Here is a 23,698-nt window from a genome sequence, read left to right on the forward strand (position 1 = left end):
CCACCCCAGCCCTCCCCCGCAAGCGGGAGAGGGGGCGCACTGCGCATATCGAGCTGTCTCGGCTTCAACATGCATCGTTTGTGCGGGAGCAATCGGGCCATCCTCACACCCGCTCCCCCTGCTCCGCCCGCTCGCCGCGCAGCAGCGCCAGGATGTGGCGCTTCAGCGCGTTGAACTGCGGCGAGGTAATATCCCGTGGACGCGGCAGGTCGATCGGGATGATCTCGACGAGGCGGCCGGGACGTGCGCTCATCACCGCGACATGGGTGCCGAGCGTCAGCGCCTCGTCGATGCCGTGGGTGACGAACACGATCGTGCCCTGGTGCTGCTGCCAGATCCTGACAAGCTCGGTCTGCATGTCCATGCGGGTCTGCTCGTCGAGCGCGCCGAACGGCTCGTCCATCAGAATCACTTGAGGATTCATCAGCAGCGCCCGCGCGATGCCGACGCGCTGGTTCATGCCGCCCGACAGCTCCGACGGATAGTGGTTCTCGAAGCCGGTCAGCCCGACCATGTCGATATAGACCTGCGCCCGCGCGCGGCGCTCGGCCTTCTGGCCGCCGCCTAGCAGCAGATGAAAGGCGACGTTCTCCCACACCGGCAGCCACGGCATCAGATTGGCGTGCTGGAAGACGACGCCGCGATCGGCGCCGGGCGCCGTCACCGTCTCGCCGTCGACGGCGATGCGGCCCGCGCTCGGCTGCTCGAATCCGGCGATCATGTTGAGAAGGGTCGACTTACCGCAGCCGGACGGGCCGAGCAGGCAGACGAACTCGTTGCGCGCGATGCTGAGGCTGATGTCGGCGAGCGCCGTCACCTCGGCGTTGCGCTTCCTGTCGGTGAAGATCTTGGAGACGCTGGCGATCTCGATCGCGACCATGCTCATTCCCCGCCGCCCAAGGTGGTGTTGCGCTGCCAGTGCAGCACGCGCGCCATCACGAAGCGAATGGCGAGATCGCTGCAGAAGCCGAGCAGGCCGATGCTCGCCATCGCCGCCAGCACCAGATCGTAACGCAGGAAGTAGTAGGAATCCCACAGCACGTAGCCGAGCCCGCTCTTCACCGCGACCATCTCGGCCGTCACGGTGAGCATCCAGGCCGAGCCGATGCCGATGCGAAGCCCGGCAAAGATGCTCGGCATCGCCGCGGGCACGACGATGTAGCGCAACAGCTTGCGCTCGCTGCCGCCGACCATGGCGCCGGCGCGAATGAGATTGCGGTCGCAGGTCTTCACGCCGTGGATGGTGTTGAGCAGGATCGGGAAGAAGGCGCCGAGAAACACCAGGAAGATCGCCGGCTTGTTGGCGATGCCGAACCAGATGATGGCGAGCGGGATCCACGACACCGGCGGGATCGGCCTGAGCATCTGCAAGGTCGGCTCGATCACGATCTCGGTCTTGCGCGACCAGCCGATCGCGACCCCGAGGCCGACGCCGAGCAAAGTGGCGATGGCAAAGCCCGCCGCGACGCGCGACAGGCTCGCCAGCATGTCGGCGAGCCAATGCGCGCTGTAGGTCTGGGTGTTGCCGTCGGTGCCGACCAGCCAGTCCGCCCACGCCCACAGCACCGTCGACGGCGCCGGCAGCAGCGCCGCCGGCAGCGCGCCGGAGCGCGAGAACGCCTCCCAGCCCGCGAGCACCAGCACGGGCACGATGGTGCGGTCGAGCTTCCTGAGCTGGGCGAGCGCGGCCATCTCAGTAGCCGAGCTCGCTCTTCGGCTTGCCGGTCGCCGCTTCCAGGAAGCGGTAGTCGAGGTTCTTCTCGACCGCCGCCGAGACGTCCGAGTTGATGTATTTGAGGTCGCGCATCATCGTGGCGATGGCGAGCGCGGAAGCGCGGTACATCTTCGGATCGGGATCGAGATTCTCGACCGCGCCGGTGGCGATCGCCTTGTCCAGGCCGGTGATCTTGGAGATCACCTCGATCAGCGCCGGCTTGTCGGCCGCGATGTGCGCGTCGACCTTCACGACCGCGCGCACCACGCCCTCCAGCGCCTTCGGGTTGGATGCGATGACGTCGGAGCGGGTCAGGATCAGATTGGTCAGCTTGCCGGCGGCCTGGTCATAGGGGAAGCCGAAGAACTTCGCCGCCTTGGCCTGCATGATCTGGGTCGCGAACGGCTCGACGGTGCAGATCAGCTCGACCTCGCCACGGCGCAGCGCCTGCAGATGATCCGACGGGTTCGGGATGTTGATGAACTGCACGTCCTTATTGATGTCGATGCCCTGCTTGGCGAAGGCACCGCGCATGTGAATGTCCTGCGCATTACCGCGCGAGGCGGCGACGCGGAACGGCTTGCCGTCGGCCTTGAACTTGGCGATGACAGCCTTCAGCGCGGTCCAGTCGCCCGGCGCGATCTCAAGATCATTGCCGAGCAGGATCGCCGAGCCGCCATTGACCTGGCCGGAGATGGCGACGACATCGAAGCCTTTGTCGAGCGCGATGGCGTAGTGCAGATAAGTGACTTGCGCGACGTCGATGTTCTTCGACACCAGCGCGGTCAGCGCATCAGTGCCGGTGTTGAAGCTGACGGCGTCGATCGCGACGCCCTCCGCGAATTGCGGCGTCAGCGACATCGGCGTGCAATGCGCGCATTTGGCGTAGCCGAGTTTGATCTTGGCGGCGTCGTCGGCGAAGCTGAGCGAGGGCAGCGCGAGCGCGAGCAGGGCGAGAATGGGCAGCACGAAACGTTTCACATCCATCTCCAGGGCAGGTCGATCCACGGGATTGTCACGGCTTGTCCTCTCATTAGCAAACGACATGCCAACTGGATGCGATATGCAATATTGATTTTATATAATAAAATCAGTATGAAACAGCATATCAAACTTGGAGAACCTGCCTGATCCGCGGGCGCATCGCCCGAATTTCAGGCATCTCGCAGCGGAGCAGCCGCGCCCACATGACCCCACCAGCACCCCGGCCCAGACTGAAGACGCGCTTCAAGCCGGCGCGGCTGAAGCTGTCGTCCGACCACTCCCAGCGGCCGCTCGATCGGCTGTCGCTGCACGATCAGCTCGTCGCCAGGGTGCGCGAGATGATCGTGGACGGCGAGCTCGCCGCCGGCGCTGCCTTGCCCGAGCGCATGCTGTGCGAGACCTTCGGCGTCTCGCGCACGCCGCTGCGCGAGGCCTTCAAGATCCTCGCCGCCGAGGGCCTGATCGAGCTGCGGCCGCATCGCACGCCCGTGGTGACGCCGATCGACGCCCGCGAGATCGCCGAGATCTTCGACGTGATGGTGTCGCTCGATGCCACCGCGGGCCGCGCCGCGGCCGCGCGTGCGACGGCGGACGACCTCGCCAGGCTCGACGCCATGCATGCCGAGCTGGTGGCGCTGCATCGCGTCGCCGAGCGCGCCGCCTATTTCCGGCTCAACCAGCAGATCCATGCCGAGATCACCAAGCTCGCCGGCAACGCCGTGCTGCTCAACATGTGGAGCACCCTGCATGCGAGCGTGTTCCGCGCGCGGGCGGTCGCCAATTACGACGCGCGGCGCTGGGACGAGTCGATCGGCGAGCACGAGGCCTTCATGGCGTTGCTGCGGGCCCGAGACGGCGACGGCTTCGCCGAGGCGCTCTCCGAGCACACCCGCAAGACGGGCGATTCCGTGCTGCAGATGCTGGACCAGGCCAGGCTGGATCCGGCGAAAGACGGATAGACTTTGTTCACGTCGAACCGGGCATGCTGGCATCGCGACAGATGAGAGCTTCCACGCGTCGGGCCTGATCCATGATCCTGCAATCGCTCGCCGGCCTGCCGGCCTTTCTGGTGTACTTCTGTACCGCGCTGGTCGCGGTGACGGCCTACCTGTTCATCTACACCCGCGTCACGCCCTACAATGAATTCCAGCTGATCCGGGACAACCATCCGTCGGCTGCGATCGCGCTCGGCCTCAGCCTGCTCGGCTTCACCCTGCCGCTGGTCAGCGCCATCGCCCATTCCGCCAACGTGCTTGACTGCCTGATCTGGGCGCTGGTCGCGCTGATCGTCCAGGTGATCGTCTATTACCTCGTGCGCATCCCGGTGCCGGATCTCGCCCAGCGCATCGTCGCCGGCGAGCTGGCCTCCGCAATCTGGCTCGGTCTCGCGTCGCTCTCCGCCGGCGCACTCAACGCCGCCTCGATGATCATCTGACCATGTCCAAGCAACGCCGCGAATTCGGCAAGCGCCGGCCGATGCCGCCCCCGCCCGCGACGCCGCCGGTGAAGCGCTCCGGCCACGTCGCGCTGCTGCTGATGGGCACGCTCGCCGTCGGCAGCACCGCCTATGCGCTGATGCCGCGGCAGCAGAGCTGCCCGCAGCAGGGCACCGAGACGCCGACGATGGCCGGCCAGCCGCAGACGAGCGAATGCACGACGCGCCGCTCGAGCGGCGGTGGCGGCGGCAGCGGCTCCGGTCGCTGGGGATTTTCCAGCGGCGACAGCGATTCCAGAAGCAGCGGCTCGAGCCATGTCGCCGAGGCGTCCTCCGCGCATGTCTCGCGCGGCGGCTTCGGCTCGTTCGGACACGGCTTCGGAGGCGGCGGCTGATTTTCGTCGCGCCGGCGCCGTGAAAACACCGCGTTTGTGATGTTTCCTTGGATTCGGATCTTTGACACAGACTCAAAATCATAAAAAACTGGCCTACCGACTCATCGGAAGCGATCCGATGCAACGTCCGCACCTGGTGGTGCCGGCGACGATCAAGGCTGCGGTGTCCGCCGCCGCCTCGCAACATTTTGCGAACAAGCGATCGCGTGGTCGCCGACGCGGGACGGCGCCGGGACCGCGCGGACGCGGTCATGGCCGCATCATCGATGGCGGCTTCGGCGATGCTGCGCCCGGTTGCCACGGGCACGGCATGGTTGGTGTTACCTGGGGCTGACACCGATGCAGCGCATCCCCTGCCCCGAACGTGACGACTGGCGCGAGACGGCGGCACGATGCGGATTCGCCTTCTACGAACTCGACGGCGAGCGCTATTGGGACGAGCGCGCCTACTACGCGTTCACGATCGCCGAGATCGAGCTCGGCATCGAGGAGCCGACGGCCGAGATCGAGCAGATGTGCCTCGCGCTGGTCGCACGCGTCATCGGCGACGAGGCGCTGCTCCGCCGCCTGAAGATCCCGCAGGCGATCTGGCCGCTGCTGGCGGAGAGCTGGAAGCGAAGGGACGGCAGCCTCTACGGACGGTTCGACCTCAGCTATCACGGCGGCCGCGCGCCGGCGAAGCTGCTCGAATACAATGCCGATACGCCGACATCGATCTTCGAGGCTGCGGTGTTCCAATGGACCTGGCTCGAGCAGGCGATCGAACGTCGCATCCTGCCGGGGCGTGCGGACCAGTACAACTCGATCCATGAGCGCCTGATCGAGCGCTGGCGCGCCCTCGGCAGGCAGCGCCGCGTGCATCTGGCCGGGCTCACCGGCAACGCCGAGGACGCCGCGACCCTGGCCTATCTGGCCGACACGGCAGCCCAAGCGGGCCTGTCGACAACCATCCTTGATGTCGCCGACATCGGCTGGCGCGAGATCGGCGGCGGCTTCGTCGATCTCGACGACGGCGACATCGCGCTCGCCTTCAAGCTCTATCCCTGGGAATGGATGTTCCGCGATGAGTTCGGCGCCAAGCTCGCGCAAGCGCCGACGCAATGGATCGAGCCGCCGTGGAAGGCCATCCTGTCCAACAAGGGCATCCTGCCGCTGCTCTGGCAGATGCACGAAGGCCATCCGAACCTGCTGCCGGCCTATTTCGAGGACGATCCGAAAGCCGCCAGCCTCGGCTCGAGCTTCGTGCGCAAGCCGATCTACTCGCGCGAGGGCGCCAATGTCAGCCTGGTGTCCGACGGCGTCGCCGTCTCCGCGCAGGACGGGCCCTACGGCGCCGAGGGCTACATCCGCCAGGCGGTGGCGCCGCTGCCGGATTTCGGCGGCGTGTTCCCGGTGATCGGCAGCTGGCTCGTCGACCACGAGCCATGCGGCCTGTCGATCCGCGAGGACACGAGCCCGATCACCGGCAACCGCTCGCGCTTTTTGCCGCATGCAATCCTGTAGGATCTTGACGACAGCCAGCGAAAGCGCCTCGACACGCGGTTCCGGAGCACTAGATAGGACCGAGGGGAATTCCCTGCCGGATCGGCGCGCATAGTCGGGATGAGGCATGGCGACGGACAATACCGAACTCGAAGGCCTGCGGATCCTGGTCGCCGAGGACGAGGGCCTGATCGCGCTCGATCTGAAGATCGTCATTACCTCGGGCCATGACGATGCGACGCTGTTTCCGCCGGATATCCGCGGCCTGCCCCGGCTCGCCAAGCCGTTCGACAAGCCGTTCGACAAGCCGTTCGACAAGCGCGCGCTGCGCGCGATGGGCGAGACCACGTTCGTTCGGCATCAACGCAACTCATAAGGCTTCGCTCGGGCCCGGCGCATCGGGAGGCATCGCGTGTCCATCATCGAAGATACCGCGGCCTACGAGGCCTGGCTTCGCAGCCAATGCGCAGTGGTCGAGGACGACCTCCTCACCAAGCACGAGCGGATGCGAAAGAGCCCCTTCATCTTCCTGCGGGCGACGTACTACCGCTGGGCGCGGCGCATCGAGGAGATCTACCCGGAGCTGGCCGAGGCACCGGTCGCGCTGTGCGTCGGCGACATCCACCTAGAGAATTTCGGGACATGGCGCGACGCCGACGGGCGCTGGGTGTGGGGCGTCAATGATTTCGACGAGGCCGCGGTGATGCCCTACGTCCTCGATCTGGTCCGACTCACGACCAGCGTCGAGCTCGCGCCGAAAATGGAGATCGGCAACCGCGATGCGGCAGACGCGATCCTGGAAGGCTATCGCCACGGACTTCAAAGGCCAGGGCCGGCGCTGCTCGACGACCATGAGATGTGGATCCGCTCCTACGTCAAATGCTCGGATCAGTGCCGGCGAAAATTCTGGGACGAGATCGACGGATTGACGCCGGCGGATGCAATTCCTTCCGCCGTCCATAAGTTGCTCCTCGGCAGCCTTCCCGGGACGGGCGAGACGCCGAGATTCTTCCGCCGCGCCGCCGGCGGCGGCAGCCTGGGACGTCCACGCTTCGTCGTCGTCGCAACATGGCGCGGCGGCCGCGTCGTGCGCGAAGCGAAGGCGTTGGTCCCTTCGGCCTGGACCTGGGCGAAGGACAAGCCGCAACGGAAGCCGGCGCCTCAGCACAGGTTCATTGAACTCTCGAATGGAGCCCATCGCGCGCCCGATCCATTCCTCCGCGTTTACCGGACCGACGAGGGGGACTACGTCGTTCGGCGATTGTCGGCCGATGCGCGCAAGATCGACCTCGGCAAGGAGGCCGGCGCCGACCTCAAGCTCGTCCTTCTACGCGGCATGGGCGCGGAGCTCGCCTCCGTCCATGCGGCTGACGGTCGCGTCAGCAGCACCATCGCGGCGGATCTCAGGAAACGCGGTTCGGGCTGGCTGCGCAGAGCTTCCCGCGCCGCACGCGAGGCGACGGAGAGGGACTACGACGTGTGGTGCCGACGGGCCTGAGTTCAGCGCTCGACGTGAGGACCGATACGGCGAGGACGAGGAAGCACCGACCGGAGCCCGACCTTCATCACACACCGGTCAGTCCGGCCGCACGGCCGACGCCGGCCGATGTTCCGACGATGTCTCCGCGCTCAGCGCAAACGTCAGCGAGCCGCGACCACCTTGAGGCCGGGCAGCAGCGCAGCGCCACCGCGCGGACTGCGCACCGGATTGATCTGGTACAGACCCCGCCGCTCCTGGTTGGGCCTGAACGCGTCGGTGATGCCGACGACCGATTCGGCGGCTCCCAGCAACAGCGTGCCGTCCGGCTCCATCACCTTGGCCATCCGCTCGAAGATCGAGGCCTTGGTCTCCTGGTCGAAATAGATCAGCACGTTGCGGCAGAAGATGATGTCGAACTTGCCGAGATGCGAGAAGTCCTGCAGCAGATTGAGCTGGCGATGCTGGACCATGCCGCGGATGTCGGCGCTGAGCTGCCAGAGCTCGCCGAGCTGCGTGAAATATTTCACCAGCAGCTGGATCGGCAATCCGCGCTGCACCTCGAACTGGCTGTAGAGGCCGGCCTTCGATTTCTCCAGCACCTCCTGCGACAGGTCGGTGGCAATGATCTCGATGCGCCAGCCCGCCAGAGCGGGACCGAATTCGCGCAGGCACATCGCGATCGAATACGGCTCCTGTCCGGTCGAGCAGGCGGCCGACCAGATGCGCAGGGAACGACGATTGGCACGCGACTGGATCAGCGCCGGCAGGATGCCCTCACGGAGATGATCGAACGGAATCTTGTCGCGGAAGAAGAACGTCTCGTTGGTGGTCATCGCCTCGACCACCTGCGTCGTGAGCTGCTCCGCGCCGCTCCTGATCTTCTGCACCAGCTCCGGGATGCCCGGCAGGTTGGCGCGGCGGGCCAGCGGCAGCAACCGGCTTTCGACCAGGTACTGCTTGTCGGCCGACAGATCGAGGCCGGAGCGATCCTTCAGGACCTTACGCAAGAACTCATAGTCCAGGGGTGTCACGAACGGTCTCCAGCAAACAGACGGACCAGCTTCGGTCCGATCTGGTTCAAGGGAAGGACGGCCGCGCAGATGCCGGCATTGGCGGCTGCGCCCGGCATGCCCCAGACCACACTGGTCGCCTCGTCCTGCGCGATCACGCTGCCACCGGCGGCGACGATGTCCTTGCCGCCGCGCATGCCGTCGGAACCCATGCCCGTCAGGATCACGGCCAGGGTCGAGCCCTGCCAGACCTCGATCGCCGACATGAACAAGGGATCGACGGCGGGCTTGCAGAAATTGATCGGAGGACCGTTGTCGAGCGCGATCACCACATCGGCGCCATGGCGCACCACACGCATGTGGCGGCCGCCGGGGGCAAGGTAGATCTGACCCGGCTTCACCACCTCACCGTCGACGGCCTCGTGGGCCGGTCGGCGGCTCGAGCGCGCCAGATGCTCGGCGAGGATGGTGGTGAAGGTCGGCGGCATATGCTGGGTGATCAGCACCGGAAAGCGGTCGATCACGGGACCGAGCTCGGTCACCAGCGACATCAGCGCCTGCGGGCCGCCGGTCGACGATCCGATGAGCAGCACCTTCGGCATCTGCGTGCTGAAGGAGCGGCGCGCCAGCTGGGTCGGCACGGCGGGCGCCACGGGGGCGACCATCGGCCGCGATGCAAGCACAGGCCGGAGCCCCTGGACTTGCGGAACGATCGGCGATGCGGCCGGCGCATGCGGAGCAGGAGCGGCGCGGCGCGCCTTGGCGCCAAGATTGCGGATCTTCTGAATCAAATCGTAGTGGAAATTGTCGGCCGCCGAGGCCTCGCGCGTGCTCTCGGGCTTCGGGATGTAGTCGGCCGCGCCGAGCGACAGCGCCTTGAAGCTGATCTCCGCGTTGCGGCGGGTCAGCGTCGACGCCATGATGACGGCGAGGTTCTTCTTCTTGGCAAGCAGCTTCGGCAGGGCGGCAATGCCGTCGAGCTCGGGCATCTCGATGTCGAGCACGGCGACGTCGGGATTGACGCGATCGATCTGGTTCACGGCTTCCAGGCCGGTGCGCAGCGACGCCGCCACGACCATGTCGGGCTCAGACGCGATCCAACGCGAGATCATGCCGCGGATGACGACGGAGTCGTCCACGACCATCACCCGGAGAGGTTCCTGCCTGATCGAACTCGGGATCGAAGAACTGGCCAACGCGACGCTCATAGTTCACCAACAGGACAGAGGCACGGGGTGACGGCAAGCCCGGACGACCACGGGACCGCCGCACGCAACGGAGATCAGATCAGCCCGACTTCCTGAAACTTCGCGGTCACGATGTCCTTGTCGAAGGGCTTCATGATGTACTCGTTGGCGCCGGCGTGCAGCGCGCGCGCGATGTGCGCGACATCGTTCTCGGTCGTGCAGAACACCACCTTCGGCGCGTCGCCACCGGGCATGCGCCGGAGATTGCCGAGAAACTCATAGCCGTCCATGACGGGCATGTTCCAGTCGAGCAACACCGCATCGGGAAGGCCCCGCTTGCAGATCTCCAGAGCCTGCTCGCCGTCCTCCGCTTCCACGATCTGGAAATCCAGACCTTCCAGAATGCGTCGCGCCACCTTTCGAATGACGCTGGAATCGTCAACTACCAGACACGTTCTCATATCAGCCTCACGAGATCAGGATCCCAATGCAACGACGCCTGATGCGCCGCCGCCCTCAAATTGCAGTGTTCAGGCCGCCATCTTGTCTGCTGCGAGCTCGAGCACGCGATCGACATCGAGGATGACCATCAGCTGACCGTCGAGGCGGTGCACGCCGCCGGCGAGCTTCGCCATGCGCGGGTCGAGATTGACCGGGTTCTCCTCCCGGCTCTCCTCGGGCAGCCGCAGCACCTCGCCGATCTGATCGATCAGGAGACCATAGGACTCGCCACGCAGATCGACGCCGACCGCCATCGGCGGCTTGCCGTCCTCGGCGCGGGCGAGGCCGAGCCGCGCCCGCATGTCGACGACGGTCACGATGCGGCCGCGCAGATTGAGGACGCCGGCGATCTCCGCCGACGACAGCGGCACCCGCGTCACCCGCTCCGGCATGAACACGTCCTGCACCCGCGAGATGGGCAGGCCGAACAGCTGGCCGCCGATCATCGCAGTGACGTATTCGACGGCGGCGCCTTCGGTGGTTTCGATCTTGCTGCTCATCGCACGCTGCTCCTGTCCGCTTGCTGTCACGCGGCCCGCCGGTTGGCTTCGGCGCGCGCCCGTTCCTCGATCTGTTCCTTCAGCGCCGCGATCAGGCCGGGCCGGTCGAACTTGGCGATGTAGTCGTAGAGCCCGGCCTGGCGGCCGCGCTCGATCGCCGCCGGCGACACCAGCGACGACACCGCGATGACCGGCATCTGGTTCAGGTTCTGGTCGGCGCGGATCGCCTCGGTGAACTCGAAGCCGTTCATCTCCGGCATCTCGATGTCGGTGACGACGATGTCGAAGCTGTGCCCGGAACGCAGCGTGGCGAGGCCCTCGATCGCCGACGCCGCCGTGCGCACCTTGTAGCCGGCCGACTTCAACACCGGCGCCAGCATGTTGCGGAAGAACGGCGAGTCGTCGACCAAGAGCACCGACTGCGTCTGCGACTCGGTCGCCATCTCCTTGCGGATGAACCAGTCGGCGAACGCCATCGGCAGGAAGTGGCCGACGTCGATCACTTCCGTCGCCTGGCCCTTGATCACCGCCGAGCCGAGGATGCCGTCCTTGGCGCCGGAGACCTGGATGTTGAGCCGCTCCTCGACGATGTCGATGATCTCGTCGACCACGAGGCCCATCGCCCGGGTCTCGTCGGCGAACACCAGGATCGGCTGCGAGCCCGACGTCTGCACCGACACGCCTTCCATCTGCACCAAGGGCATCAGCTGGTCGCGGTACTGCACCATGTAGCGGCCGTTGGAGATCTCGATCTTGTCGGCCGCGATCTCCTCCAGGCGCGTGACCAGCGCCAGCGGCACCGCCTTGGGCTGCGCCGTGCCGGCGCGGAACACCAGGAGCGAGGTGAGCTGCTCGCCACCGATCGCGTGATGCGCGGCGTGTTCGTCGGACACCGCCTGCGAGGCCGAGCCGGCGGCGCCGAGCGCTTTCGCAATGCCGTTCGGATCGATGATCATGATCACGGCGCCGTCGCCCAGGATGGTGTTGCCCGAGAACATGTCGATGTGACGCAGCTTGGTCGACATCGGCTTGACCACGATTTCCTCGGTGTGGAACACGCAGTCGACCACGATGCCGAAGGTCTGGTTGCCGACCTGCGTCACCACGATGAAGCCGTTCTCCGGATCGGTCGACGAGCCGTCGTCGATCTTCAAGAGCTTCTTCAGATGCATCAGCGGCAGCAGCTTGTTGCGCAAGCGCAGCACCGCGGTGTCCTTGATGCGCTCGATGCGGTGCTCGGAGTTGGCGCGCGCGCGCACCAGCTCGACGACCGACAATTGCGGGATCGCGAAGCGGTCGCCACCGGCTTCGACGATCAGCGCCGAGACGATCGCGAGCGTCAGCGGGATCTTGATGGTGACCGAGGTGCCCTCGCCGAGCACCGACTTGATGTCGATGGTGCCGCCGATCTGGTCGATGTTGGTGCGCACCACGTCCATGCCGACGCCGCGGCCCGAGACCGAGGTGACGGCGGCCGCGGTCGAGAAGCCCGGCTCGAAGATGAACTTGTGGATCTGCGCTTCCGTCATCTTCTCGAGCTCGGCCTCGGTGACGAGGCCGTTCGCCAAGGCCTTGGCCTTGATGCGCTCGGTGTTGAGGCCGCGGCCGTTGTCGGCGATGCAGATGATGATATGGCCGCCTTCATGATAGGCGGACAGCCGGATCGTGCCCTGCTCGGCCTTGCCGGCCGCGGCGCGCTCGGCCATCGTCTCCAGGCCGTGATCGGCGGAGTTGCGCACCATGTGGGTGAGCGGGTCCTTGATCAGGTCGAGCACCTGGCGGTCGAGCTCGGTGTCGGCGCCGTGCATCTCGAGCTCGATCTGCTTGCCGAGCTCGGTGGCGAGGTCGCGGACGATGCGCGGCAGCTTCTGCCAGGCATTGCCGATCGGCTGCATGCGCGTCTTCATGACGCCCTCCTGCAGCTCGGCGGTGACGTTGGACAGCCGCTGCAGCGGCACCTTGAACTCGGTGTCCTCGTTGCGGCGGGCGATCTCGAGCAGCTGGTTGCGCGTCAGCACCAGCTCCGAGACCATCGTCATCAGATGTTCGAGCGTGTCGACGTTGACGCGGATCGACTGGTTGGCGACCTTGTCGTTCTCGTGCACCTCGCCATCGGCATTGGCCTTGGCGCGCGCCGCCTTCTTCGGCGCCTCGGCCTTGGCCTCTGCTTCCGCCTTGGCAGGCCCGGCCTTGGCGACCGGCGCCGGGGCAGCGGCTTTGGGCTCAGGCGCCTTCTCATGCGCGGGCGGCAACTCGATCGCGGTCTCGCGGAAGGCGCGCTCGAGCTCGTCGAGCGACACTTCGCCCGGACGCAGCGGACGCTCCAGCGTCTGGTCGATCAGCGAGCCGTGCGTGACCGCGGGCGCGGCCGGCGCTGCAGGCGCAAGCGGTGGCGCGGTCTCGCCGGCTATCGCGATCGGCTCCGCCGACGCGGCCATTGCCGCCATGCCGCGCTCGACCATGGCTTCGAGCTCGCTGATGAGATCGCGGTCCTCGCCCTCGGGCTCGGCCTCGTTGGCCTCGAGCTGTCCGAGGATGTCCTTGATGCGGTCGATGGTGGTGAGGATCAGCGTCACGGCCTCGCCGGTGACCGGCATGCCGTCGCGGAACTTGCCCATCAGGGTCTCGGCGGCATGCGCCAGCGCTTCGAGCCGCGGCAGGCCGAGGAAGCCGCAGGTCCCCTTGATCGTGTGCACCAGCCGGAAGATGTTATCGAGGATCTTGGCGTTGTTCGGCTCCTGCTCGAACCGCACCAATTGATTATCGACGGTGTCCAGGCTCTCGCTGGTCTCCGTCAGAAACTCACGCAACAGGTCATCCATGAAACTGGCCTTCGCACGCAACGGAACGCGACATGACGCGCCCTTCAAACCGCGGCCAGTTTCGGTGCAAAGCGTTTAATATTAGTTGAGTAAGCGCAAATGAACGGACTCAACAAAGAGATAAGATGCATCCGGACAAATTCGGACCCATCGGCAAGGCTTGATTAACCATGGTGAACGGATTGTTGCGCCTGTCCCACGACACGAGGTCGCAGGACTGACGCGGCAGGACGTCTGCCAGATCAGGCCGCCTGCACGACCATCGCGTTGCCGTCGGCGGTGAGCGTCACCTTGAGGCCGCAGGCATCGGCGAGCAGACGGGTGTAGTAGGGCTGCACCGCGTGGGCATCGATGGTCGACTGCAATTCGCCGCCAAGCAGATTGACGATGTTCTGCGGCAGGCGGGCATTGAGCCCGGTGGCAGCGACGCGGAAGCTCATGGACTCGCCGTCGCCGATCGGGTCGACGGTCAGCATGCCGCCGCGCGGGATCGTCTGCTGCGCCACCACCATCATGTTGAGCAGCAGCTTGACCCGGTTCTTGGGCAACAGCAGCCGCGGCAGATTCCAGGTGATCGAGGTCTTGGCGTCCTCGATGTGGCCGCGCGCCATGGTCTGGGCGTCGCCGAGATCGATCTGCGCGCCCGCAGAGCCGGCCGCACCAAAGGCGAGGCGGCAGAACTGCAGCCGCGCAGACGCCGTCTTGGCGCTCTTGCGGATCAGCTCCAGCGCGAAGTCGCGATCCTCCGGCTTCGGATTGTCGTCGAGCACCTCGAGCCCATTGACGATCGCGCCGACCGGACTAATCAGGTCGTGGCAGACCTTCGAGCAGAGCAGAGCGGCAAGTTCGAGCGTATCGGGAGCGGGAATCGGATTGGCGATCTCGGGAGAGGACGTGCCGGACATTCGATGTTCCTGAAATCCGCGAACCTGGGCGAATCATGCTTGCGTTAACGCTTGATACACTGCGAAAGCATGGACCGCCACCGGACTGAGGGCGGGACACGGGAAAGTACGTAGCGGTTTTCCCGGCAGCCGCAGCTCAATGAACGTGCGAACGGCCGTACCCGGATGCGCCGGCGCCAGAACAAGGATACGATGATGCAAGCTGCGTACGGAACGGCCGGAAGGAGCACCGCGCAATGACGACGGCACCGACTGCAGGAACCGTCGAGGTCGAGGCCGCCGCCGCGCTGATGACGCCCCTGACGGAGCTCGTCGTCGAGGCGGCCTACGCGATCCTCGCCGTCAACCGCCGCGCCATGGCTGTCACCGACAAATCCGACGGCTCGCCGGTCACCGAGGCCGATCTTGCCGCCGACAGGGTCATTGCCGAAGGGCTGGCACGGCTGGCGCCCGCGATTCCCGCGCTGTCGGAGGAGCGGGTCGGGGCGAGCGCAGGACCGTTCAATGGCAGCTTCTTCCTGATCGATCCGCTCGACGGCACCAAGGAGTTCGTCGCCGGGCGCGGCGAGTTCACGGTCAATCTGGCGCTGGTCACCGGCGGCAGCCCGCTGCTCGGCATCGTCTGCGCGCCGGCCATCGGCCAGATCTGGCGCGGCCTGGTCGGCCGTGGCGCCGAGCGGCTGTCGTTCACCGAGGCGGGTTTGGCGGCCGCCGAGCCGATCCGCACCCGGCCGATGCCGCCGCAGGGCGCGGCATGGGTCGCCGCAGTCAGCCGGTCGCATGGCGATGCCCGCACCGAAGCCTTCATTGCGGCCCGTCCAGGCGCGGTGCGCCTGCCGCTCGGCTCGGCCGTGAAGTTCGGCCGGCTCGCCGAAGGTCTGGCCGACATCTATCCGCGGCTCGGCCCGACCTCGGAATGGGACGTGGCGGCAGGCCATGCCGTGGTCGCAGCCGCCGGCGGCACCGTCACCAGCGAGACCGGCGCGCCGTTGCGCTATGGCGAGCGCCCCGACGGCTTCATCGTGCCGTCCTTCATCGCCTGGGGCGACCCGGCTGCGGTGAGGATTTGAGACAGCCCTGCCGCCTACTGCGGCAGATCCTCCTCGAGCGCCGGCCAACGAGCTTCCGCCCGCGGCAGATAGCGGCTCGGGTCGGCCGCGAAGGCGTCGCGGCTTTCCTCGCGGTTGAACAGGAACAGCCGTTCCTCGACCACGACGAAGAAGCGCGGGTTGCCGGCCACCGTCACGCCGCGAGCCACATCGGTCGGGTCGTAGCCGCCGAATTGCGGGCCGTAGACCTTCGGATGGGCCAGGAAGGAGGCGCGATTGCCCTCGTTGCGAAACCGCCAGACCACCCCACCCTGGGACGCCTCGAAATCCGGCAGTCCCAGCAGGGCCTTGCCATCCACGAAATAGGAAACAGGGTCGAAGCCGTCGATCGCCAGCCCGCTGAAGCGGTCGGAGATGATGCGCTGCGTCGTGGCCGCCGGCGCGCCGACCGGCAGCAGCAGCGCAGCGAGCGCGATAGCGGCAATTACAGGGCGAAACAGCGACTTTGATCCGGTCTGGTTCGGTTGTTGCCGTTGTGCGGTCATAGTTGGTGCCGATAACATGGGAGTCGCAGGGGCATCGCCCCTCGCTCGACAATCGCCCGATGGGGTTGGCGTCAGGTTAAGGCGAGGCTCGGGCAGCCGATAGCAGGGGATTTCCATCGATGAGTTTCGCATCACGCCTTGCCGCCGCCACGCTAGCGGCCGTGCTGGCCATGACCGCGTCGGTCGCCGCGCAGCAGGCGCCCCCGCCTGCTGCGCCGCCCTACCAGGCTGCGCAGCCGTATCAGCAGCCCGCACCGCCGCCGCGCCCTGCGCCGAGCCCGGACAGCTTCAATCCGGACGAGCTCGTCAATGCCGGCCACCGCTTCTTCGGCAACGTCTCGCGCGGCCTCGCCTCGGTCATCGAGCGCGCCGTCAGCCAATGGGGCCTGCCGAACGGCTATATCCTGGGCGAGGAAGGCGCCGGTGCTTTCGTCGCCGGTCTCCGTTACGGCGAGGGCACGCTCTACACCAAGAACGCCGGCGACCTCCGCGTCTACTGGCAGGGCCCCTCGCTCGGCTTCGACTGGGGCGGCGACGGCGCCCGCACCATGACGCTGGTCTACAACCTGCCGGCCACCAGCGCGATCTATCAGCGCTTCGTCGGCATCGACGGCTCGGCCTATATCGTCGGCGGCTTCGGCATGACGGCGCTGACCGCCAACAACATCGTGCTGGTGCCGATCCGATCCGGGATCGGCCTGCGGCTCGGCGCCAATGTCGGCTACCTCAAGTTCACCCCAAGTGCGACCTGGAACCCTTTCTGAGGTCGCCGGCTGGTACCGCTAGGACACGTTCTCCCGCGACGGATCAAGGTTAACACGGCATTGGGCTGGCGTTGAATCAGCCCGCCGTGCATTGTGATTCCGTTAATCATTTTGGACCGGGAGTTGTGCGTCATGGTCGAGCCGATCATGTATTTTGCGATCGGTTTTCTGATCGCCATGCTCTGTGCGCTGATGATCGTGCCGCTGGTGCACAATCGTGCGGTGCGGCTGACGACGCGCCGGCTCGAGGCGGCGACGCCGCTGTCGATGGCCGAGATCCAGGCCGACAAGGACCAGCTGCGCGCGGAGTTCGCGATGTCGGCGCGGCGGCTGGAGATGAGCGTCGACGCGCTCAAGAACAAGGCCACCGGCCAGCTCGCCGACCTCGGCAAGAAGACCGACGCCATCAACCGCATGAAGATCGAGCTCGGCGAGAAGAACGCTGCGATCTTCGCGCTGGAGGCGCGCGAGAAGGCGCTCAAGGACCAGCTCCGCGCCACGGAAGAGGAGTTCGCCGCCAAGACCGAGGCGCTGCGCGCCGCCGAGCAGGCGCTGAAGGAGAAGCAGGCCGAGCTGGTCCGGCTGAGCACCGAGCTGAACGACAAGGCGCTGCTGGCGGACAGCCGCCAGGTCGAGTTGGTGTCGGTCAGGACCCAGGTCGAGGAGCTGCGCAGCCGCGTGGCCGACGCCGAGAAGGAATTCTCCGCGACCCAGACGCGGCTGGCGCTGGAGCGCGACGAATCCGACACCGCGACCAAGGCGCTCAACGACGCCCGCGCGCGGGTCGAGAATCTCAGCCAGCGCGTCACCGAGCTCGACCGCCAGCTGATCGTCCAGGTCAAGGAAGCCGAGATGCTGGCGACCCGCGTCGCCGACCTCGAGAGCCGGCTGTCGACCCAGGGCAAGCTGCTTGCCGAACGTGATTTCGAGAACAACCAGTTGCGCGAGGCCAACGTGGCCGCCGACCGCGCCTTGAAGGAGCTGCGCGAGGAGCTGGCCGGCTTCGGCAGCGGCAAGTCGGCCGCATTCGAGCGGCTCAAATCCGAGAAGGCCGCCCTCGAAGAGCAATTGCAGGCCGCCCGCGACGAGCGCACCAAGCTGCAGCGCGAGATGAACGCGATCCAGCAGCAGGCCGAGAGCACCTGGGCCCAGGAGCGGATGGAGAACGCGCTCTTGCGTGAGCGCATCAACGACATCGCCGCCGAAGTGGCCAAGCTCGCAATGCAGATCGAGGGCCCGAACTCGACCATCGAAGCCATGCTGGCCGCCGAGCCGACCCCCGCCAAGCCGGCCAACGCCAATGGCGTCGCCGCGGCTCCGGCCGCTGCAGCCGGCGCAGGCGGTCCGCAAGGCGGCACCCTGGCCGACCGCATCCGCGCGCTGCAGTCTCATGCCTCGCGAGCACGGCAGCTCGGGGCCTGAGGCCGCCGGATCGGCGCCGAGTGCGGCGGATATCTGCCCCTCGCTTCAGCATGGAGGCCGGCCCGCGAGAGGGCCGGTTTCGGCCCCTATCGAGGACGGGCCACCGCACCCCGGCAGTTTTCCTCGCCAGCGGCGCCGCAAATCCTTGACACCCCCTGCCCGCGCTTCGTAAATCGCGGGCTCCGACGGACTGCTTCGGCAGCTGCCTCTTACGGCCCCACGGCCGGCAGCCACCAGGATCCGGGCGCATAGCTCAGCGGGAGAGCGTTCCCTTCACACGGGAGAGGTCCAAGGTTCGATCCCTTGTGCGCCCACCATTGACCTCTGAATTTGCGCGTCAGTTCCGTGTTTACTACCGTCCATCTGGGGCCCATACCGCCATCGCATGATGACGATCGGGGCACCGCCAGCGGACGCTCGGCGAGCTTGACCTTGCATTGGCCGAGTTCACATTCCGGCAGGCTGAAGCGGCCGATGTCGACCGGTAGTCCGAGCTGCTTCCCTGGCGAGAATGTCGGCGTCCTCGTCGTGAGATCGCGCGATCTCCATGAGAATCCCGGCCGCGACGTCCCGCGGCAGGCAGATATGATCGACCACCCACAGCAGCACCATGGCCGCTTCGCGCTGACAGGTCTGCGCCTTCCGCAACGGCGCGAGCTTCTGCAACGCCTGCTCGCGACGCTCCGCCCGAGCGTCGGCGACTGCATCGCGCGCGAGCGTCTCGATCTCCTCGGAAGAGCGGACCGCGCTCAGGTTGTTCGACATTCCGTTCTCCCCCCATGAAGCCCGAAGCTATTCCATTTGGACCAGAGGCCGACGTCGCAGCAACGGCCGCGGCTACGCATCGAATGTGCATCGAGGCAATTGGATCGCCGCACCCGGCCATTTTGACCTCGTTCGTCCGCGCATGGGCGCCCTGCATCCAGCACATCAGTCACAGAATGCACCTGCTACCTCCGCGGGGACGGCGCAAGGCGGCTTTTGCGGGGCGGAGCTCTCACGTTTTCCTGATTCCTGCGTCAGAACGCCGCGCTCGAATTCGCCTATGGTCCGGCGCGTTTCCAACCCTCGGAGGTTTTCCGCATGCGTAAACTGATCATCGCCACCGCCGCCCTCGCGTTCGTCTCGACGGCCGCTCTTGCCCAGTCCACGGAGAAGCCGATGACGACCACCGGCCAGTCGGCGAAGAGCGGCGACGCCATGGGCGGGGGCGACGACATGAAGATGAGCAAGACGAAGAAGAAGTCGGCGAAGAAGTCGTCCGGCGACGCCATGTCGAAGTAGGGCGTGGGCGCGCCTGTCCGCAGGCTCCACATGCGCGACGAGATCGGGCCGCTCCTCTCCGGGGCGGCCCTTGTTCATTCGCGTCGACCGCGATCGCGCACCTCTTCTGCGAGATGTCTCAGCCGGCGGCGAGTCCCATCTGCTGCAATCGCCCCGCGAACCAGGCCGACAGTCCCGGATCGATCCGGGCGCCGACATAGACCTCCGGCGTGATCACGCTGCGGCGGTCGAGAATCACCAGCACGCCGATCCAATAGGCGAACCACAGATGCGGATCGGTCAGCGCCATCAGCTTGTGGCGGTCATGCGCCAGCGGCTGGTGGTTGCCGGCCTTGCGGACCTCGATCGCCAGCAGATTGTCGGGCACGGCACGCTTGTGCACGACGATGTCCGGGTAGACCGATTTTCCCAGCTCATCGTCGGTCGAGACGATGGTGCCACGCGGCAGCAGCATGGCGCGGTCGCCGAGCCGATTGTAATCGCAATCGACGTCCCACCCCAGGAAGTTGCGTTCGAGATGCACCGCCAGCCGATGCGTCAAGGCGCGCTCGCCGAGATCACGGTCGAGGATGAAGCGCTCGCGCGCATAGAACTCCTGCAGCGCAGAGATCAGCCGGTTCAATTCACTGTGCATGCCGTTCAGATACAGGAGAGAAGGACACCTCACCATCAACACGCGATCGGCGTGAGTCGCCAACCCCATAAATGAGGCGATGCGCCTTCCCTCGGCCCGCGGCCGTTTTGCGGCCGCCAGCGTTGCGGATTTACATCTGCACTTCGATCAGGCGCGGGCCATATTCGGCATTGGCCTCGGCCAGCGCGGCATTGAACTCGTCAGCCGAGGTGACGGCGCGGCCGGGGACGCCCATGCCCTTCGCCATGGCGACGAAGTCGAGCGTCGGACGGTCGATCTTGAGCATGTCCTGGGCGCGCTGGCCCGGCTCGCCGGCGCCGACGCCGTCGAACTCGCCGCGCAGGATCTGATAGATCCTGTTGGCGAACACCACCGTGACGACGTTGAGGTTCTCGCGCGCCTGGGTCCACAGCGACTGGATCGTGTACATCGCGCTGCCGTCGCCCACGAGGCACATGACCTTGCGGTCCGGGCAGGCCACCGCGGCGCCGGTCGCGACCGGGGTCGAGAAGCCGATCGAGCCGCCCATGTTCTGCAGCCAGTCATGCGGCTTGGCGGCCGCCGTCGGCGGGAAAAAGCCGCGGCCCGTGGTGATGGATTCGTCGACGACGATCGCGTTCTCCGGGATCGCATAGGCGATCGCCTGGGCGATGGTGGTGTGGTTCAACGCGCCGGTGGGCTTGATCAGCTCGGCGAGCGGCTGCGGCTTGACGTCGGCCGGCTTGGCGCCGAGATGGCCGGCGAGCGCCTCGAGCGCCGCGGCCGAGTTCTCGCCCCAGGCGGTCATGCGGTGCACCTCGGTGCCCTCGGCCTTGAGCATGCTCGGCTTGTTCGGATAGGCGAAGAAGGCGACGGGGTCGTTGGCCTCGACCAGCACGATATGCTTGTAGTTCTTCAGGATCGGCAGCGCCTGCTCGATCACGTAAGGGATGCGGTCGATCGAGAACCGTCCGGCGCCGCGCGCCATGCGCGGGTGATAGGTCTGGCCCATCACGCGGCAGCCGGTCTTGCCGGCGATCTGCTGGGCGAAGGTCAGAGCCTGCTCGGTCAATGCGCCCGCTGTCATCAGCACCAGCGTCTCGGGGCCGTGGGCGTGCAGGATCTTCGCGGCCTTCTCGACCGCGTCAGCCGAATAGCTCGGGCGCTGCGCCTCTCCCGGAACCTGGGCAATGCCGTCGACCTCGTTCCAGGCGGTGTCAGCGGGCAGGATCAGGGTGGCGATCTGCGGCGGCGCGCTCTTGGCGGCGGCGATCGCGGCGGCGCCGTCGGCAGCCACGGCCTTGGCGCTCGGCGAGGTCCGCACCCAATCGGACATCGGCCGCGCCAGGCCCTCGATGTCCGAGGTCAGCGGCGCATTGAAGCCGATGTGGTAGGTCGCGTGCTGGCCGACGATGTTGACGATGCCCGAGCGCGCCTTCTTGGCGTTGTGCAAATTGGCGAGGCCGTTGGCGAGGCCGGGGCCGAGATGGAGAAGCGTCGAGGCCGGCGTGCCCTTCATGCGGAAATAGCCGTCGGCGGCGCCGGTCACCACGCCCTCGAACAGGCCGAGCACGCAGCGCATGCCCTCGACCCGATCGAGCGCGGCGACGAAGTGCATTTCGGAGGTGCCCGGATTGGTAAAGCAGACGTCAACGCCCCCTGCGACCAGGGTCCGTACCAGGCTTTCCGCACCGTTCATCATCTTCTCCTGCTGATTCCGCGCGCTATTTGCAATGTTGGGCAGATCAATCATTGTTCGCCCGCGGCGTCAAAGGGGCTGGCCGCATTGCTGCCATCGCCACGGTGCTCATGCGCGGGCTTGGCTAACAGGATGTTGGTCCAGGACGCGCGCGATTGTCCGTGGGATTTGGGTCACGGACCGTCGCCACATACCGGCCTCACGCCGCCGTGGGTTGCGTAGTGCAACCGTTTATGGCCTGTCTGCGAACGGAATTTGATGTTTGCCAGGGGACGGAAATGAAGCGCTGTTTGGCTTTGGGAATTGCTGCGGTCGCGTCGGTGGCAAGCGCCGGGATGGCGCGGGCGGAAATGTTCGACACCAGGGACCTCTTCGGCGGCGGGCCGAACTTCTATCAGAGCGGTGTCAGCCCGATTCCGCGCCAGACCGTGATGTTCCAGAGCCAGTATGCGCCAGGCACCATCGTCGTGAGCACCAGTGAGCGCCGGCTCTATCTGGTCCTGCCGGGCGGCCAGGCGCTGCGCTACGGCATCGGCGTCGGCCGTGACGGGTTCCGCTGGAGCGGCGTGCACCGCATCACCGCCAAGAAGGAATGGCCGGCCTGGACCCCGCCGTCGCAGATGCTGCGGCGCCGGCCCGACCTGCCGCGCCACATGGCCGGCGGCATCGAGAACCCGCTCGGCGCGCGCGCAATGTATCTCGGTTCAACGCTGTACCGAATCCACGGCTCGAACGAGCCCGAGACGATCGGCCAGGCGGTATCGTCGGGCTGCTTCCGCATGACCAATGACGACGTCGCCGACCTCTACGACCGCGTCTCAGTCGGCACGACCGTGATCGTCAAGAACTGAGAGCCGCACTCGACCACGACGATGAGGCAATGTCACAGCGCGCATCCTCGCCACGAGCATCCGTGCTCCTGGCGCTCCCTGCGGAGCGCGGCGGCGGCCGCGCTGGCTGCGCTTGTGACCGTGATGGTCCCGCTGCCGGCGTCGACCACCGAAATTCCGGCGATCGCCGCCCGCCAGCGCATCGAGAAGAAGAGCTTCACCGACGCCGAGATCACCGACGGCTTCTTCAAGACCGCGTTCGGCGCCGAGTATCACCTGGCGGGCCGGGTCGACCGCATCCGGAAGTACAGCGCACCGGTGCGGGTGTTCGCCGATGGCCGCCGCGCCGATCGCAAGGCGCAGCTCGCCAAGGTCGTCAGCGACATCGCCGCGCGCATCCGCAACCTCGACATTGCGATGACCGACGCCGACGGCGAAGCCAATGTCCGCGTCAAGCTGGTGCGCGACCGCGATCTCTACCACACCATCAGCCAGTCCTATGGCAGCGAGCGCGCGCGCGAGATCAAGACCTCGCTGGATCCGCAATGCCTGTCCGGCTTCCGCAAGAACGAGGCGTTCGAGATCGAGCATTCCGACGTCATCCTCACCGTCGACAACGGCGATTTCGTCTTTCTCGACTGCGCCTATGAGGAGCTCCTGCAGTCGCTCGGGCCGATCAACGACACTTCGAGCGTGCCCTGGACCATGTTCAACGACAACGTCTCGATGGGCTATTTCGACGTCTACGACCAGTACATCCTCAATCTGCTGTACGATCCGCGCGTCAAGGCCGGCATGACGCTCGCCGAGGTCAAGGCCGTGCTGCCGGACGTGCTGACGGATGTCCGCGCCTGGGTGAGGAAGACGAACAATCTGGCGGAATAGGTGTCGGCGCTGCCATCTCACCAGCAGTACCGTCGCTCACCCCGCATCGAAGCTGACGCGCACCATTCTCACCCCGTCATTGCGAGCGCAGCGAAGCAATCCAGAATCTTGCCGCCGCGGACCTCTGGATTGCTTCGCTGCGCTCGCAATGACGGATGAGAGAGGGTCGATCGTCCCGACCAGCCGTGCGTG

26 protein-coding genes and 1 tRNA gene are annotated in these 23,698 nt (G+C 66.4%); 14 read left to right on the plus strand and 13 right to left on the minus strand.

What is annotated here, in order from left to right:
• Positions 1-103: 103 nt before the first annotated feature.
• From QX051_RS05115 to QX051_RS05125, 3 genes are read right to left on the minus strand one after another with little or no spacing between them, the layout of a single operon-like run.
• A complete protein-coding gene (locus tag QX051_RS05115; RefSeq protein WP_315775833.1) occupies positions 104-880 on the minus strand; it encodes an ABC transporter ATP-binding protein in 777 nt (258 codons plus the stop codon).
• Between the two features lie 2 nt (positions 881-882).
• The gene (locus QX051_RS05120) at positions 883-1,692 is read right to left on the minus strand and encodes an ABC transporter permease (RefSeq protein WP_315734084.1); all 810 of its coding nucleotides are present in this window, start codon (positions 1,690-1,692) and stop codon (positions 883-885) included.
• Position 1,693: 1 nt separating this feature from the next.
• Positions 1,694-2,701, minus strand: a complete 1,008-nt coding sequence (locus QX051_RS05125) for an ABC transporter substrate-binding protein (RefSeq protein WP_315775835.1) — start codon at positions 2,699-2,701, stop codon at positions 1,694-1,696.
• 200 nt (positions 2,702-2,901) lie between these two features.
• On the opposite strand from QX051_RS05125, the gene QX051_RS05130 reads away from it, so the two are divergent.
• The 7 genes from QX051_RS05130 (at position 2,902) to QX051_RS05160 (ending at position 7,508) form a co-directional block, all read left to right on the plus strand.
• Complete coding sequence (locus tag QX051_RS05130; RefSeq protein WP_315775343.1) at positions 2,902-3,657, plus strand: GntR family transcriptional regulator; 756 nt, start codon at positions 2,902-2,904, stop codon at positions 3,655-3,657.
• Positions 3,658-3,728: 71 nt separating this feature from the next.
• The gene (locus QX051_RS05135; protein WP_315734089.1) at positions 3,729-4,133 is read left to right on the plus strand and encodes a DUF350 domain-containing protein; all 405 of its coding nucleotides are present in this window, start codon (positions 3,729-3,731) and stop codon (positions 4,131-4,133) included.
• Positions 4,134-4,135: 2 nt separating this feature from the next.
• Positions 4,136-4,528: a hypothetical protein gene (locus tag QX051_RS05140; RefSeq protein WP_315775344.1), complete on the plus strand. Its 393-nt coding sequence runs from the start codon at positions 4,136-4,138 to the stop codon at positions 4,526-4,528.
• Positions 4,529-4,589: 61 nt separating this feature from the next.
• A complete protein-coding gene (locus QX051_RS05145) occupies positions 4,590-4,862 on the plus strand; it encodes a hypothetical protein (RefSeq protein WP_315775345.1) in 273 nt (90 codons plus the stop codon).
• Positions 4,863-4,867: 5 nt separating this feature from the next.
• Entirely contained in the window at positions 4,868-6,031 is a 1,164-nt protein-coding gene (locus tag QX051_RS05150) for a glutathionylspermidine synthase family protein (RefSeq protein ID WP_315775346.1), read from the plus strand.
• Between the two features lie 106 nt (positions 6,032-6,137).
• Entirely contained in the window at positions 6,138-6,386 is a 249-nt protein-coding gene (locus QX051_RS05155) for a hypothetical protein (RefSeq protein WP_315775347.1), read from the plus strand.
• A 36-nt stretch (positions 6,387-6,422) separates the two neighbouring features.
• On the plus strand, positions 6,423-7,508 hold the full coding sequence (locus QX051_RS05160) for a DUF2252 family protein (protein ID WP_315775348.1): 1,086 nt from the start codon (positions 6,423-6,425) through the stop codon (positions 7,506-7,508).
• Between the two features lie 143 nt (positions 7,509-7,651).
• Here QX051_RS05160 and QX051_RS05165 read toward each other — a convergent pair whose 3' ends face one another.
• The 6 genes from QX051_RS05165 to chpT form a co-directional block, all read right to left on the minus strand.
• On the minus strand, positions 7,652-8,521 hold the full coding sequence (locus tag QX051_RS05165) for a protein-glutamate O-methyltransferase CheR (RefSeq protein WP_315734099.1): 870 nt from the start codon (positions 8,519-8,521) through the stop codon (positions 7,652-7,654).
• A complete protein-coding gene (locus QX051_RS05170) occupies positions 8,518-9,708 on the minus strand; it encodes a chemotaxis response regulator protein-glutamate methylesterase (RefSeq protein WP_315775349.1) in 1,191 nt (396 codons plus the stop codon). Before QX051_RS05170 ends, QX051_RS05165 begins: the two co-directional genes overlap by 4 nt.
• 74 nt (positions 9,709-9,782) lie before the next feature.
• A complete protein-coding gene (locus QX051_RS05175) occupies positions 9,783-10,148 on the minus strand; it encodes a PleD family two-component system response regulator (protein ID WP_006613312.1) in 366 nt (121 codons plus the stop codon).
• A 69-nt stretch (positions 10,149-10,217) separates the two neighbouring features.
• Positions 10,218-10,688 carry a chemotaxis protein CheW gene (locus QX051_RS05180; RefSeq protein WP_172114528.1) on the minus strand — a complete coding sequence of 157 codons (471 nt, stop codon included), beginning with the start codon at positions 10,686-10,688 and terminating at the stop codon, positions 10,218-10,220.
• Positions 10,689-10,714: 26 nt separating this feature from the next.
• A complete protein-coding gene (locus QX051_RS05185; RefSeq protein WP_315775350.1) occupies positions 10,715-13,510 on the minus strand; it encodes a hybrid sensor histidine kinase/response regulator in 2,796 nt (931 codons plus the stop codon).
• Positions 13,511-13,752: 242 nt separating this feature from the next.
• On the minus strand, positions 13,753-14,415 hold the full coding sequence (chpT, locus tag QX051_RS05190; protein ID WP_315734106.1) for a histidine phosphotransferase ChpT: 663 nt from the start codon (positions 14,413-14,415) through the stop codon (positions 13,753-13,755).
• Between the two features lie 236 nt (positions 14,416-14,651).
• Between chpT and cysQ the strand changes: the two genes are divergently transcribed.
• Positions 14,652-15,485 carry a 3'(2'),5'-bisphosphate nucleotidase CysQ gene (gene cysQ / locus QX051_RS05195; protein ID WP_315757408.1) on the plus strand — a complete coding sequence of 278 codons (834 nt, stop codon included), beginning with the start codon at positions 14,652-14,654 and terminating at the stop codon, positions 15,483-15,485.
• Between the two features lie 14 nt (positions 15,486-15,499).
• Here the strand turns inward: cysQ and QX051_RS05200 are convergent, their stop codons facing one another.
• Complete coding sequence (locus tag QX051_RS05200) at positions 15,500-16,009, minus strand: YHS domain-containing (seleno)protein (RefSeq protein ID WP_315775351.1); 510 nt, start codon at positions 16,007-16,009, stop codon at positions 15,500-15,502.
• Positions 16,010-16,128: 119 nt separating this feature from the next.
• Between QX051_RS05200 and QX051_RS05205 the strand changes: the two genes are divergently transcribed.
• The 3 genes from QX051_RS05205 (at position 16,129) to QX051_RS05215 (ending at position 18,512) form a co-directional block, all read left to right on the plus strand.
• Positions 16,129-16,773 (plus strand): DUF1134 domain-containing protein, encoded by a 645-nt coding sequence (locus QX051_RS05205; protein ID WP_315734113.1) that lies wholly within the window; start codon positions 16,129-16,131, stop codon positions 16,771-16,773.
• A gap of 132 nt (positions 16,774-16,905) precedes the next feature.
• Positions 16,906-18,195: a hypothetical protein gene (locus tag QX051_RS05210; RefSeq protein ID WP_315775352.1), complete on the plus strand. Its 1,290-nt coding sequence runs from the start codon at positions 16,906-16,908 to the stop codon at positions 18,193-18,195.
• Positions 18,196-18,437: 242 nt separating this feature from the next.
• Positions 18,438-18,512 (plus strand) — tRNA-Val (locus QX051_RS05215).
• A gap of 130 nt (positions 18,513-18,642) precedes the next feature.
• Here the strand turns inward: QX051_RS05215 and QX051_RS05220 are convergent.
• Positions 18,643-18,960: a hypothetical protein gene (locus QX051_RS05220; RefSeq protein ID WP_315775353.1), complete on the minus strand. Its 318-nt coding sequence runs from the start codon at positions 18,958-18,960 to the stop codon at positions 18,643-18,645.
• A 318-nt stretch (positions 18,961-19,278) separates the two neighbouring features.
• On the opposite strand from QX051_RS05220, the gene QX051_RS05225 reads away from it, so the two are divergent.
• Positions 19,279-19,479 carry a hypothetical protein gene (locus QX051_RS05225; RefSeq protein ID WP_315775354.1) on the plus strand — a complete coding sequence of 67 codons (201 nt, stop codon included), beginning with the start codon at positions 19,279-19,281 and terminating at the stop codon, positions 19,477-19,479.
• A 118-nt stretch (positions 19,480-19,597) separates the two neighbouring features.
• Here QX051_RS05225 and QX051_RS05230 read toward each other — a convergent pair whose 3' ends face one another.
• Both QX051_RS05230 and QX051_RS05235 read right to left on the minus strand, forming a co-directional pair.
• A complete protein-coding gene (locus QX051_RS05230) occupies positions 19,598-20,113 on the minus strand; it encodes a hypothetical protein (RefSeq protein WP_315734235.1) in 516 nt (171 codons plus the stop codon).
• A 130-nt stretch (positions 20,114-20,243) separates the two neighbouring features.
• Positions 20,244-21,791, minus strand: coding sequence for an acetolactate synthase large subunit (locus QX051_RS05235; protein WP_315775355.1), 1,548 nt, complete (start codon positions 21,789-21,791; stop codon positions 20,244-20,246).
• A gap of 278 nt (positions 21,792-22,069) precedes the next feature.
• Here QX051_RS05235 and QX051_RS05240 point away from each other — a divergent pair, with 278 nt between their 5' ends.
• Together QX051_RS05240 and QX051_RS05245 are read left to right on the plus strand one after the other, a co-directional pair.
• Entirely contained in the window at positions 22,070-22,642 is a 573-nt protein-coding gene (locus tag QX051_RS05240) for a L,D-transpeptidase (RefSeq protein WP_315775356.1), read from the plus strand.
• A 123-nt stretch (positions 22,643-22,765) separates the two neighbouring features.
• Positions 22,766-23,506, plus strand: a complete 741-nt coding sequence (locus QX051_RS05245) for a DUF2927 domain-containing protein (RefSeq protein WP_315775836.1) — start codon at positions 22,766-22,768, stop codon at positions 23,504-23,506.
• Positions 23,507-23,698 lie beyond the last annotated feature (192 nt).

The organism is Bradyrhizobium sp. SZCCHNR1053, from assembly GCF_032381235.1.
GTDB lineage: Bacteria > Pseudomonadota > Alphaproteobacteria > Rhizobiales > Xanthobacteraceae > Bradyrhizobium.